At 65.1% G+C, this 12,153-nt stretch carries 13 protein-coding genes; 11 read left to right on the top strand and 2 right to left on the bottom strand.

Annotated features, from left to right (window positions below):
- The first annotated feature begins 1 nt into the window (after position 1).
- From NY08_RS21585 to NY08_RS21625, 9 genes are all read left to right on the top strand, one after another.
- Complete coding sequence (locus NY08_RS21585; RefSeq protein WP_045198693.1) at positions 2-982, top strand: ABC transporter permease; 981 nt, start codon at positions 2-4, stop codon at positions 980-982.
- Positions 975-1,868, top strand: coding sequence for an ABC transporter permease (locus tag NY08_RS21590; protein WP_045198695.1), 894 nt, complete (start codon positions 975-977; stop codon positions 1,866-1,868). The genes NY08_RS21585 and NY08_RS21590 overlap by 8 nt, the downstream gene beginning before the upstream one ends.
- Positions 1,865-3,463 (top strand): dipeptide ABC transporter ATP-binding protein, encoded by a 1,599-nt coding sequence (locus NY08_RS21595; RefSeq protein ID WP_045198697.1) that lies wholly within the window; start codon positions 1,865-1,867, stop codon positions 3,461-3,463. Before NY08_RS21590 ends, NY08_RS21595 begins: the two co-directional genes overlap by 4 nt.
- A complete protein-coding gene (locus tag NY08_RS21600) occupies positions 3,456-4,532 on the top strand; it encodes an LLM class flavin-dependent oxidoreductase (RefSeq protein ID WP_045198699.1) in 1,077 nt (358 codons plus the stop codon). The genes NY08_RS21595 and NY08_RS21600 overlap by 8 nt, the downstream gene beginning before the upstream one ends.
- A complete protein-coding gene (locus NY08_RS21605; RefSeq protein WP_045198701.1) occupies positions 4,529-5,884 on the top strand; it encodes an NtaA/DmoA family FMN-dependent monooxygenase in 1,356 nt (451 codons plus the stop codon). Before NY08_RS21600 ends, NY08_RS21605 begins: the two co-directional genes overlap by 4 nt.
- Positions 5,881-6,621: a DUF1684 domain-containing protein gene (locus NY08_RS21610; protein WP_045198702.1), complete on the top strand. Its 741-nt coding sequence runs from the start codon at positions 5,881-5,883 to the stop codon at positions 6,619-6,621. The genes NY08_RS21605 and NY08_RS21610 overlap by 4 nt, the downstream gene beginning before the upstream one ends.
- Positions 6,618-7,742, top strand: coding sequence for an LLM class flavin-dependent oxidoreductase (locus NY08_RS21615; RefSeq protein WP_045198704.1), 1,125 nt, complete (start codon positions 6,618-6,620; stop codon positions 7,740-7,742). Before NY08_RS21610 ends, NY08_RS21615 begins: the two co-directional genes overlap by 4 nt.
- A gap of 37 nt (positions 7,743-7,779) precedes the next feature.
- Positions 7,780-8,715, top strand: a complete 936-nt coding sequence (locus NY08_RS21620; RefSeq protein ID WP_045198706.1) for an NADP-dependent oxidoreductase — start codon at positions 7,780-7,782, stop codon at positions 8,713-8,715.
- Positions 8,716-8,784: 69 nt separating this feature from the next.
- Positions 8,785-9,207: a nuclear transport factor 2 family protein gene (locus NY08_RS21625; protein WP_032393747.1), complete on the top strand. Its 423-nt coding sequence runs from the start codon at positions 8,785-8,787 to the stop codon at positions 9,205-9,207.
- Between the two features lie 194 nt (positions 9,208-9,401).
- Here NY08_RS21625 and NY08_RS21630 read toward each other — a convergent pair whose 3' ends face one another.
- A complete protein-coding gene (locus NY08_RS21630; RefSeq protein WP_045198713.1) occupies positions 9,402-10,367 on the bottom strand; it encodes a squalene cyclase in 966 nt (321 codons plus the stop codon).
- Positions 10,368-10,465: 98 nt separating this feature from the next.
- On the opposite strand from NY08_RS21630, the gene NY08_RS21635 reads away from it, so the two are divergent.
- On the top strand, positions 10,466-10,990 hold the full coding sequence (locus NY08_RS21635; RefSeq protein WP_032393749.1) for a hypothetical protein: 525 nt from the start codon (positions 10,466-10,468) through the stop codon (positions 10,988-10,990).
- Between the two features lie 3 nt (positions 10,991-10,993).
- Here NY08_RS21635 and NY08_RS21640 read toward each other — a convergent pair whose 3' ends face one another.
- Positions 10,994-11,473, bottom strand: a complete 480-nt coding sequence (locus tag NY08_RS21640; RefSeq protein WP_032393750.1) for a winged helix-turn-helix domain-containing protein — start codon at positions 11,471-11,473, stop codon at positions 10,994-10,996.
- 264 nt (positions 11,474-11,737) lie between these two features.
- Here NY08_RS21640 and NY08_RS21645 point away from each other — a divergent pair, with 264 nt between their 5' ends.
- Positions 11,738-12,151, top strand: coding sequence for a GNAT family N-acetyltransferase (locus NY08_RS21645; RefSeq protein ID WP_082074070.1), 414 nt, complete (start codon positions 11,738-11,740; stop codon positions 12,149-12,151).
- Positions 12,152-12,153 lie beyond the last annotated feature (2 nt).

Here is a 12,153-nt window from a genome sequence, read left to right on the forward strand (position 1 = left end):
CGTGATCCGCTACATCGGGCAGCGAGTACTGCAGGCACTTGCGGTGCTGTGGGCCGCCTTCACCATCTCGTTCATCGTTCTCTTCCTCCTTCCCTCGGACCCGGTCAGTCTTGCCGTCGACTCGGCCGGATCGGGCACGCCGGCGGACGCTGCGGCCATCGCCGAACTGCAGGCTCGCTACGGCCTGGATCAGCCGGTGCTGGTGCAGTATTGGCATTCACTGGTCGGGTCCGTGCAGGGCGACTTCGGATTGTCCATTGCCACCGGCCAACCGGTGACGACGGCCATCCTCGACGCGGTGCCCAGCACACTCGGTCTGGCGGCCACTGCCCTGGTGCTGGCGGTCGTGTTCGGATCCGCGGTGGCCTACACCGCCACGTACACCCAGATCGCATGGCTGAAGAACCTGTTGCTCGCCCTCCCACCGCTCGGGGTGGCCGTGCCGACGTTCTGGGTAGGACTGCTGCTGCTGCAACTGTTCTCGTTCCGACTTCGCTGGTTCCCCGCATTCGGTGACGCAGGCGCAGCGTCGTTGGTGCTACCTGCCGTGACGCTCGCTCTACCGACCGGCGCTGTGATCGCCCAGGTTCTGGCCACCAGCATGGCCACCACGTGGAAGCAGCCGTTCGTCGATGTGGCTCGTGCCAAGGGGGTCTCACGCCTGCGGGTGCAAACTCGACACGTTCTGCGACTGTCCTCGATCCCCGCCTTCACGATTGCCGGGGTCCTGGTCGGCACCCTGCTGGCCGGATCGGTAGTGGTCGAGACGGTCTTCTCGCGTGCAGGAGTGGGACGTCTGACCCAGACGTCGGTGCTGGCGCAGGACATTCCGGTGGTGCAGGGCATCGTCGTTCTCACTTCGCTGGTCTTCGTCCTGGTCAATCTCGCAGTCGACCTGCTCTATCCGCTGATCGATCCGCGCATCGTGCGCGAATACCGGCCCGCGCAGGCCAGTGCAGAACCGGAGAAAGCTCATGTCTGACATCCTGATTCGTGAACCTGCCGTCCATTCGACGAGTCCCGAGGCAAGCGAAGCAGCACCGGTACCCACGCGGCGACGAGGTCTGCGAGACGTGGTGAAACACATCTGGCTCGGTGCCTCCGTGATCGTGCTGTTGTCGGCTCTCGGGTTCGCGCTGTTCCCGTCCGTGTTCGCCAGCGGCGACCCGCTGGTCGGCACGCCGGCCGACAAGCTCCAGGCACCCAGCGCGTCGCACTGGTTCGGCACCGACAACATCGGCCGTGACGTCTTCACCCGAGTGGTCCACGGTTCCGGACTGTCGCTGACGGCAACGCTGTTGGCGGTCGGTATCGCACTGGTGGTCGGCTCGATCATCGGTCTGGTCTCGGGCGCCGTCGGCGGAATCGTGGACGCGGTGCTGATGCGAATCGTCGATGTCCTGCTGTCGATTCCGACGTTGTTGCTTTCGTTGGCGCTGGTGACCGCACTGGGCTTCGGCACCGTGAACGTCGCTATCGCCGTCGGAGTCACGCTGATAGCCAACTTCGCCCGAGTGATGCGCTCGGAGGTACTGCGGGTGCGCAGATCGCTGTACGTCGAAGCGGCGTACGCCTCGGGTGTGCGGTGGTTCGATGTCTTCCGCAGGCACATCCTCAGAAACTCGTACGGCCCTGTGATCGCTCTCGCTGCAGTCGAATTCGGTATGGCGGTTCTCGCGGTATCGGCGCTCAGCTTCCTCGGTTTCGGTGCTGCTCCGCCCACCCCGGAGTGGGGATCGCTGATTTCCGAGGGCCGCAACTTCCTGGCCACCGCATGGTGGATGACCACATTGCCGGGATTGGTGATCGTGGCTGTCGTCGTGTCCGCGCACCGCCTCGGGCATGCACTCGAGAGGCGATCGCGATGAGCCCCATTCTCGAAGTAGAGAATCTGCACGTCAATTACGGTGAGACGACCGCCGTCTCCGGCATCGGGTTCACCGTCGACCGCGGTGAAGTGGTGGCCGTGGTCGGTGAATCGGGCTCCGGAAAGTCGACGACTGCGCACGCCCTCATCGGCCTGCTCTCGGGTTCCGGACGCATCGTGGGCGGATCGGTGACGTTCGACGGGCAAAGGCTCGATACGGCGTCGGACAAGACGCTGAACCGGTTGCGCGGCCGCCACATCGGGCTCGTCCCGCAGGATCCGACCACTTCGCTGAACCCGGTTGTTCGCGTCGGCGACCAGGTTGCCGAGGTGCTGCGGGTGCACGGTCTGGCCGATCGCCGCTCCGCGAAGATCGAGGCGATTCGGATCCTCACCGAAGCCGGGCTGGACAACCCCGAGGTGCGGGCGCGGCAGTATCCGCAGGACCTGTCCGGTGGGCAGCGTCAGCGCGTATTGATCGGAATCGCTCTCGCGTGCCGCCCGGAACTGGTGATCGCCGACGAGCCGACCAGCGCCCTCGACGTCACCGTCCAGCGTCGCATCCTGGACCATCTCGACACCAGGATCGCCGAGACCGGTGCCGCGGTCCTGCTGATCACCCACGACCTGGGCGTGGCTGCGGACAGAGCCGACCGCCTCATCGTCATGAGCGCAGGACGGATCGTCGAATCCGGCCCCACTGCAGAGGTGCTGGCGAACCCGACCCACGCGTACACACGTCAGCTGTTGGCTGCAGCGCCCTCGTTGAACACCGCCGTACGACCCGCGCGCCCCACGGTCGGCGAGCCGATCCTGACGGTCGGCGACGTCTCGAAGCGCTTCACCATCGGCCGCGGCGTCCACCTCGATGCGGTCAAGGGAGCCACATTGACCGTCGAACGTGGGCGGACGGTCTCGCTCGTCGGCGAATCCGGTTCCGGCAAATCCACGTTGGCGCGCATCGCGATCGGTCTCGAGAGCGCGTCGTCGGGGTCGGTCACGTTCGACGGCAGGGACATCACGGGTCTGCGTGGCAAGGCCAAGCGTGAACTGCGGCGGCGTGTACAGATCGTCTATCAGAACCCGTACGCCTCACTGAACCCGAAGTTGCGCGTCGGGGAGATCGTGCGAGAACCGTTGGACGCGTTCAAGGTCGGTACCTCGCGTGAGCGTTCCGAGCGTGCCAGGACGCTGCTCGATCAGGTGGCACTCACCAGCGATTACCTGGCCCGGCGGCCGGCCGAGCTCTCCGGTGGGCAGCGTCAGCGCGTCGCCATCGCCCGCGCGTTGGCCCTCGCGCCGGAGCTGGTGGTGCTCGACGAGCCGGTCTCGGCCCTCGACGTATCGGTGCAGGCGCAGATCCTGACGCTGCTGGGCGACCTGCAGTCCGAGCTGGGTCTGAGCTACCTCTTCATCTCCCACGATCTGGCCGTGGTGCGTCAGATCAGCGACACCGTGGCCGTGATGCAATCCGGAGTCATCGTGGAATACGGCGACACCGCAGCACTGTTCGACAATCCACAGCAGGACTACACCCGCGAGCTACTCGGGGCCATCCCCGGAAGCGCGCACGAGAAAGCGAGCACCAGTGTCTGACACGCTGTTCCTGACCGCGATCGAGCTGAAAGGCACCGGCGCACATTCGCAGGCCTGGCGTTGCCCCGACTCCCGCGCCGAAGAAGTGTTCACAGCAGGATTCTGGATCGACCAGCTCCAGGCTGCAGATCGAGCAGGTGTCGATGTCGCCTTCCTGGGCGATTCGTTCGCCAGTCGGACGCTCGAGGCCGCAGCCGTCGCGGCACGGGCAGCCGCCCTCACCGAGAAGATCGGGCTGGTGCCCACGATCACCGTCACGCACACCGAGCCGTTTCACATCTCGAAGCAGATCGCGAGCCTGGATTTCGCATCCCACGGCCGGGCCGGGTGGCAGGTCGAGGTCAGTCCGGGAGCCGAGCAGGCAGCGCTGTTCGGTCGGAAAGCGGAGCAGGACAACAGTAGTCTGTGGCGTGAGGCGGACGAGGCAGTCGAGGTCGTCACCAGGCTCTGGGACAGCTGGGAGGACGACGCCGAGATTCGCGACGTCGAGTCGGGGCGGTTCATCGACCGAGACAAGCTGCACTACATCGACTTCGAGGGTGAGAACTTCTCGGTCAAGGGCCCGTCCATCACTCCGAGGTCTCCGCAGGGGCAGCCGCTCGTCGTGATCCGCGTGGACTCCACGGAGTCCGTGTCGGTGGCCGCGGCGCGCGCCGACATCGTCCGCATCGCCGCCGACACAGTCGAGAATGCGGCCACTGTTGCCGCCCGTATTCGACGGGCCGTCGTTGCGGAAGGCCGTGACCCGGCCGACGTGTTCGTTCTGTTGGATGTGGAGACCCTGGTATCCGATTCTGCCGCTGAAGAACTCGCTCAGCTCGACAACTGGGCGGGGCACGTCAGAGTCGCCGAGTCCGTGTCGCATATCGGCGACCTGGCGGGCTTGCACCTGCTCCTCGGATCCGTCGAGGCGGCCGGCCTGGACGGAGTCACGCTGGTACCGCTCGCGCTGCCGTCCGGAGTGGCAGCACTACCGGCCACGGACACCCGCAGCGGATCGACCTTGCGCGAGCGTCTCGGCCTGAGACGTCCGGCCAATCTCTATGCACGCGAAGGGAAGAGCCTGTGACGAAGAAGCAGATTCATCTGGGTGCCCATTTCCCGGGCGTCAACAACACCACCGTCTGGGCCGATCCGGAGTCGAAAAGCCAGATCGAGTTCGATTCGTTCGTACACCTCGCCGAATCGGCCGAACGCGGCCTGTTCGACTTCTTCTTCCTCGCCGAAGGGCTGCGACTGCGTGAGCACCGCAACAAGATTCACGACCTCGATGTAGTAGGGCGACCCGATACGCTCACCGTCCTCAACGCGCTTGCGTCGGTGACGAGCAGGCTCGGACTGGCCGGGACGATCAACACGACCTTCAACGAGCCGTTCGAGCTCGCCAAACAGTTCTCGTCGCTGGATCACCTGTCCGACGGTAGAGCGGCATGGAACATGGTGACGTCCTCGGACGCGTTCACGGGCGAGAATTTTCGGCGGGGCGGCTACCTCGATCGTGCCGACCGCTACGTGCGTGCCAACGAGGTCATCGACGTCGCGCGAAAGTTCTGGGACTCATGGCAGTCCGACGCGTTCGTCGTCGATCGCGAGCGTGGAGTCTTCGGCCGCGAATCGGAGATCGGAACGGTCCGGCATTCCGGACCCCAGTTCGATGTGGAGGGCCGCTTCACGCTGCCGCGCAGTCCGCAGGGACATCCGGTTCTGTTGCAGGCGGGCGATTCCGACGAAGGTCGAGAATTCGGTGCCGCCAAGGCCGACGCGATCTTCACCATCCACGGCACTCTCGAGGACGGACAGAAGTTCTACTCCGACGTGAAGGGTCGGCTCGCCAAGTACGGCCGCGATCACGACGACCTGAAGGTGCTGCCCGCGGCGACGTTCGTGCTCGGAGATTCTGCGCAGGACGCCGCCGAGAAGGCGGATCACATCCGGCATCAGCAGGTCAGCGGCAGGACGGCCATCGCGTTCCTCGAACAGGTGTGGGGACAGGACCTGTCCGCATACGATCCCGACGGGCCACTGCCCGACATCGAACCCAGCGGCGATGTGTCGATCACCCGTGGCCGTGCGAGACACGGCGACCCCAGAACCATCGCCCAGCAGTATCGCGAGCGAGCCGAAGCAGACAACCTGAGTATTCGTGAACTGATCATCGCGATGACGACGCGGCAGCAGTTCGTCGGAACCCCTGCGCACGTGGCCGAGGAGATCGACGGTTACGTGCAGAACAACGCGAGCGACGGCTTCATTCTCGTCCCGCACATCACCCCTGCCGGCCTCGACGAATTCGTCGACAGAGTGATTCCGGAATTGCAGGACCGCGGCAGCTTCCGCACCGAATACACCGGCACCACCTTGCGCGAGCACCTCGGTCTGCGGCACCCGTACGAACAGCGAGAAGGAGTGCGAGCATCATGAGCGATTTCGAGCAGGACTGGAAGCAATGGCATGCCGAGCGAGAGGCGTCCTACGGTGATCCCCTCGGTTGGGTGTCGTTGACCGGGTTGTATTGGCTGACCGATGAATTCGAGACCGTCGCGGATCTTCCCGGCCGGTGGAGGGCCGACGCCGATTCGGTGACCGTCGAGGGGTTCGATGGCGTGACCGCGCTGAATCCGGTGGAGGGCGCACCGGGCATCCTGGTGCAGGACGGAGATCGGCGTATCGAGGTGATCCGTCGGACCGGTTCGGTCGCGCTGCGGGTGCACGACCCGAAAGCGCAGACCCTGCAGTCCTACGACGGCATCCCGGCCTACGAGCCCGACGAGGAGTTCGTTGCCACCGGGACGTTCACCCCGTACGACTCTCCGGTGACCGTCACGACCGGAGCCGTGGTGGAAGGACTCGAACATCACCACTCGGCCGTGGGCACTCTCGACTTCGAGTTGGCCGGTGCCTCTGCGCAGCTGATTGCCTTCGGTGGCAACGGCAATGGTCTGAAGGTCCTGTTCACCGACGCCACGAGCGGGGTGACCACCTATCCGGCTGCACGGATCCTGGCAGTGCCCGCACCGGTGGACGGCACCGTCGTTCTCGATTTCAACCGGGCATCGAACCTTCCGTGTGCGTTCACCGACTACGCGACGTGCCCGGTTGCGCCTACCGAGAACAGGCTGACCATCGCCGTCGAGGCAGGGGAAAAGAACCCGAGATGACCCGAGTTCCATTGTCCGTTCTCGATCTGTCCCCGATCAGCGAGGGGTCCACCGTCCAGCAAGCGCTGCGAAACACGGTCGACCTTGCACGCCAGACCGAGGAGTGGGGCTACGAGCGCTATTGGGTGGCCGAGCACCATTTTGTCGGGGTCGCGAGTTCGTCGCCCGCGGTGCTGATCGGCCTGATTGCTGCTGCCACCAACAGGATTCGCGTCGGATCGGCGGCCGTTCAACTCGGATTCACCACGGCCGCAGCTGTCGTCGAATCGTTCGGGACCGTCGACGCGTTGTATTCGGGAAGGATCGATCTGGGGGTCGGTCGGTCGGGTCAGCGACGAGCCGAGGCGGTCGCAGGCGATGGGCGGGGGATGCCCGAGCGTGTGTCGTCGCCCGATCCCAGTGGGCTCTTTCCTCCCGCACCGGCGGAGGCTGCACCACGTAGGACCCCACTGCTCTCGGCGTCCCTGGCGGCGCTGCAACAGCCCGAGGCGCAGGCACCGGATTTCGTCGGTCAGCTCGACGATCTGGCCGCGCTGCTCGCCGGGACTTACGAACGGGACGGTGTGCCGTTGACGGCGAGGCCGGGTGCGGGTGCGGGCTTGTCGGTGTGGCTCTTCGGCAGCAGCGCGGGGCCGACCGCGCGTGAGGCAGGTGCGCGTGGTCTGCCCTTCGCGGCCAGCTATCACTTCAGCCCGGGCACGACGCTCGACGCGATCGACGAGTATCGCCGATCCTTCGTGCCCTCGGCAGATCTGTCCGAGACGTACGTGGCGGTATCGGCCGATGTGGTCGTCGCGGAATCGGACGAGCAGGCACGTGGGCTGGCAGCGTCGTTTCCGCAGTGGGTGTACAGCATTCGCAGTGGACACGGTGCCGCCGAGTATCCGAATCCCGACAGTGCCACGCCGTTGACCGACGAGCAGTATCGGCTCGTCGCCGATCGGGTGGAGACCCAGTTCGTCGGATCCGCAGCCACCGTGACGGACAGGTTGGAGGCGTTGCAGGAGGCGACGGGCGCGGACGAACTGGTGCTCACCTCGGTGACCTACGATCACGTGGATCGGTTGCGTTCGTACGAGCTGCTCGGTAAGGAGTGGGGACTGCCGCGACTACGGGTGTGATCGGAACATACTCACCGCACCGACCGTTGGAGATTCCATGACACGAGCAGCAGTGGCAGCGTCCTACGGTGGGCCGGACGTCATCGAGATCGTCGAACGAGAGGTTCCAGAACCGTCCGACGGTGAGGTCCTGGTCGAGCTGAAGGCGATCGGCGTCAATCCCTTCGACTACAAGAGCTACAGCGGCGCGTTCGGCACCGACGAATCCAAGCTCCCGATCGCGTTGGGCAGTGAGGCGTCGGGCATCGTCGTTGCGGTCGGCGGAGACGTCGAGGGGCCGGTTGGACCCATCGCCGTCGGCGACGCCGTGATCGTGTCGGGCCGAAACGGTACCTACGCCGAGAGGATTCTGATTCCCGCACGGTTCGTCTTTCCGAAGCCGGCCGCATTGGACTGGAACGTTGCTGCCGGAGTGCTGGCCGTAGCCGGAACGGCCTACGACGCACTCGAATCCGTCGCCGTGAAAGACGGTGACACGGTCCTCGTGCACGGGGCCGCAGGCGGCGTCGGATCCGTCGTGGCCCAGCTCGCGAAAGAGCGCGGTGCCACCGTCATCGGAACCGCACGCGCACAGAATCACGACGCACTGCGTGCATTCGGGGCCGAGCCCGTCGAATACGGTGATGGCTTGCTCGATCGTGTTCGTGCGGCTGCCCCGAACGGTATCGATGCAGCCGTCGATGCCGTGGGTACCGACGAGGCCATCGATGTCTCTCTCGAAGTGCTCACGGACCGAGCACGTTTGGTGACGACGGCCGCCTTCGGCCGTGCTGAAGCGGACGGGTTCTCGACCGTCGGTGGGCCGGCAAGCATGGAGCGTCGACGCCTCGCATCGCCCGCGCTGTTGAAGCAGGCCGCCGCGGGAGTCATCGAAGTGACGGTCGCCAAGACCTTCCCGCTCTCCGACGCCGCGAGGGCGCACGCCGAACTGCAGTCGACGCACCCGCGCGGAAAGTTCGTCCTGATTCCCTGACGCGGGAGCTGTGCGATCCGCTCTGTGGCGGGCCGCCGCGGACGTTCTGCGATCGGTTAGCGTTGGCGCATGAACTCGGCCACGGACGACCTTGTGAAGAGCTACCTCGACGCCCTCCATCGCGCCGACCTCGATGCGATCGTGAGTCTGTTCGCGCCAGGTGCCGTTGTGCATTCGCCGTTGTACGGTCCGACTCCCGCACCCGACTTCTATCGCGCTTTGTTCATCGATACCGACAGCGCGGAGCTGACGTCGAAGGGCGTGTCAGAGGGGCGCACCTCGGCAGGAACGCGGCTCGTCACGTTCTGGTTCCATTTCGACTGGCGGCTACCCTCCGGGGTGGCTGCCCCGTTCGACGTCGTCGATGTCGCCGAACTCGACGACGACGGCCGGATCACAACACTGTCGATCGTGTACGACACGGTCGACGTGCGACCAGCTTTCGAACGGGAGACCGGATCTTCTTGGAGGTCGACGGAACAGGATCGGTAGCGCCAGGCCTTCGAATCAGCGTGATTGCAACGGGTGCGCTATTCGGGCGGCGAGCCTAGCGTCGCGTTCATGACCTGGCTCAGAAGACGCCTGACGGCCATCATCGATCGTCTGGGATCACAACCTGCCTGCACCCACGCTGCCGTCGACTTCGGTATTCGCGGCTGAATACGGACGGGGGTTGGCCCGCACCCTCAGCGGTCGTATGAATCCCACCATGTCAGTACGCGGGTTCCGATCAGGGTCAGCCACTTCGAGCGTTCGCCCTCCGGCACGTCGGTCTCGAACCAGACCCGACCGGACAGGGTTCGACCCTGCAACCACGTTCCGTCGCTCTGTCGGGCGGCCCGGACGACTCCGATTGCCTCCTCCAGACGACGATCCGGCGGCGTTCCGTCGAGCAGAGACGCGTGCCGAAAATAATCGAGTGCGTTGAGAGCGCTGTACATCCAGCGGAACGGGTGGACGAAGCGACTCACCCAGGGTCCGACCGCCTCGCCGGTGGACAACGTGTACAACAGCTTTCGCGTCAGCAGATATTCTTCACCGGTGCGTCGTGCGGCCCGCGTCTCCATCGTGGCACCGGTGGCCGCGTCGTACGCCAGCAATCCTTTCAGCGAGTTCAGCGTCGAGTGGAACGACGATCGGGTTGAACCGTCGACCCACTCGCAGTTCCATCCACCGTCCTGCAGTTGGTGCGCGAGAAACCATTCGACGATGCCCTCGACGTCGGCACCGAGCCACAGCCCGTTGGCGAGGGTCCACGCATTGATGCAGCAGTCCACCTCGCCGCCCCAGTACGGCAGGTTCTCGTACTCCCACCGGCTGTTCTCCGCGAGCAGTTCTGCGGTGCGACGCGATTGCAGAACGGCTGGGTCGACACCCCATTCGCGCAGCGAGTTCAGCGACCAGGTGGTTGCGGTCCAGGGTTGCCCCGGTTCGGCCGAACCGTCGAAGCCGGCAGGGAAGTACGCACCACCCGCCCATTGGCCGTCCGCGTCCTGCAGCGCCAATAGTCGTGCACCGAACCCTTCGGTCGGCACTCGTGCGCGCGTTGCCTCCCATATCGCGGGGGATTCGTTCACGATGTCGCGCTCGACCTGCCAACGCAGCGCCGGATCCGAGTCGATGAGCCATTCGCGCAGGGAGTCGGCGACCATGACCGAGGAGTCTAATGTCGTTCGTTCGCGGGCGGTCCAGCTAACGATCGGGTCTCGACTCGCGGGGGGTAGCGCTCCGCACGATCTACGATTGCGACATGACTGCAGATCCGACCACGCCCGCACCGTCGACCAGTTCGGCCAACTGGAAACGACGCGCCATCCTCGTCGGAGCGGGCATCGTGCTTCTGCTGATCGCGTATTTCATCCTCGCGGCTTTCCTACCGCGCTGGTGGAGTCTGCGGGTCGAGGAACTGGCCGATCGCACGTTCACCAAGGGCATCTTGTGGGGACTGCTGTTCGGCATCGTCTGCACCTTCGCGCCGCTGGTGTTCTTCTGGAGCGCATGGTCGGTTCGCAAAGGCAGGGCAGGAAAGCAACTGGCGATCGGATCGGTCATCCTGGCTGTCGTCACCGCCATCCCGAACCTATTGACACTCACCATCGTTCTCGGAACCAGCAATGCCGCTCATGCCGGCGAACGCACTCTCGACACCAGCGCACCGGGCTTCCGCGGCGCGACGGCATTGGGCGCGATCATCGCCGTGGTCCTCGTGGCTCTGCTGGTCTTCGTTGTCGTTCGCCGAAATCGTCGTCGCAGGTCCGTCGCACTGTCGCAGTAACGGTCACGCGCTCCGCAGTACGGTCGGGTCGGTGATGACGCGGATGCCCGGCTCCGGGTCGAACCGGTAGCCGGCCCCGCGGACCGTGGTGATCAGTCGGCCGAAGTGTCCGAGTTTGGTTCGCACCCTCGACAGGTGTACGTCGACGCTGCGACCGCCGTCGGAACCGCTGAGCTCCGACCGATTCACGACAACGCGAGGGCGTTGTGCGAGATACGCGAAGATCTCGAACTCTGTGTGGCTGAGGCGCACACTCTTGCCGCCGACGATCACGTCGCGAGCCGGCAGGTCGATCACCAGAGGAGCGTTGAGTTCGTTGACCCGCACGTCGAATCGGGTGAGGATCTTCGCATGCGGGGCATAGCTTTTCGCTGCGCCACGAAGGGCATCGGCGAGTGCGTGCAGTTGTGGGCGGGTCAATCCCTGCAAGGACGACGTGCCCGAGTCCGAAATGCGGAGGACGACTGTGGCTTCGGTGCTCATGGCTGGTTGTCTCCTGTGACGAACGTGCGCTGCAGAACTGGGTCGGATGGTCAGCGTGGGCAGCGACAGTTCTCGTTCACAGTCACAGAATGATCGATGGGGTGAGGTTTCGTCAGGGATGCGCTCACCGTGATTGCAACGGTTGACCGGAGGATCTCGCGCGTGTTGCGATCAGGCGTGACCGACGCACTCCACCCTCGCACCGACCTCATCACCCGTTCCGTCGACTGGGATCATCCCGACGCCGACGCTCTCCGGGCCGAGATGGCCGCCGAGGTGGGTCCTCGCTACGCAGATCGCGCTGCCCTGATGGCGAAGACCCAGGCCAATGCCGTCGACGAGGGCACGGTGCACCGCACGTTCGTCGTCTACCGCCGCGATGCCGAGGGGGTCGAGCAGGCGGTCGGCCATGCGGCACTGCGGTGGAACGGGCTCGACCTCGAGCTCAAACGAATGTTCGTCCACGTGGACCACCGTGGAACAGGCGTCTCGACGGCACTGCTGGTCGCCTCGGAGAACGCGGCTCGTGAGCAGGGACTGCCGCGGCTGATCCTGCAAACCGGAGACCGTCAACCCGACGCAGTCCGGCTGTACGAGAAAAGCGGTTACACCCGTATCCCGGTGTTCGCGCCCTACGACGTGCTCCCGTTCTCCAACACCTTCGAGAAACGATGGTGAGT

This window comes from Rhodococcus sp. B7740 (genome assembly GCF_000954115.1).
Taxonomy (GTDB): domain Bacteria; phylum Actinomycetota; class Actinomycetes; order Mycobacteriales; family Mycobacteriaceae; genus Rhodococcoides.

Excerpts from the sequence above, each read along its gene's own strand:
- NY08_RS21590 (WP_045198695.1), top strand. The coding sequence starts at position 975 with ATGTCTGACATCCTGATTCGTGAACCTGCCGTCCATTCGACGAGTCCC.
- NY08_RS21595 (WP_045198697.1), top strand. The coding sequence starts at position 1,865 with ATGAGCCCCATTCTCGAAGTAGAGAATCTGCACGTCAATTACGGTGAG.
- NY08_RS21610 (WP_045198702.1), top strand. The coding sequence starts at position 5,881 with ATGAGCGATTTCGAGCAGGACTGGAAGCAATGGCATGCCGAGCGAGAG.
- NY08_RS21615 (WP_045198704.1), top strand. The coding sequence starts at position 6,618 with ATGACCCGAGTTCCATTGTCCGTTCTCGATCTGTCCCCGATCAGCGAG.
- NY08_RS21620 (WP_045198706.1), top strand. The coding sequence starts at position 7,780 with ATGACACGAGCAGCAGTGGCAGCGTCCTACGGTGGGCCGGACGTCATC.
- NY08_RS21625 (WP_032393747.1), top strand. The coding sequence starts at position 8,785 with ATGAACTCGGCCACGGACGACCTTGTGAAGAGCTACCTCGACGCCCTC.
- NY08_RS21630 (WP_045198713.1), bottom strand. The coding sequence starts at position 10,367 with ATGGTCGCCGACTCCCTGCGCGAATGGCTCATCGACTCGGATCCGGCG.
- NY08_RS21635 (WP_032393749.1), top strand. The coding sequence starts at position 10,466 with ATGACTGCAGATCCGACCACGCCCGCACCGTCGACCAGTTCGGCCAAC.
- NY08_RS21640 (WP_032393750.1), bottom strand. The coding sequence starts at position 11,473 with ATGAGCACCGAAGCCACAGTCGTCCTCCGCATTTCGGACTCGGGCACG.
- NY08_RS21645 (WP_082074070.1), top strand. The coding sequence starts at position 11,738 with ATGGCCGCCGAGGTGGGTCCTCGCTACGCAGATCGCGCTGCCCTGATG.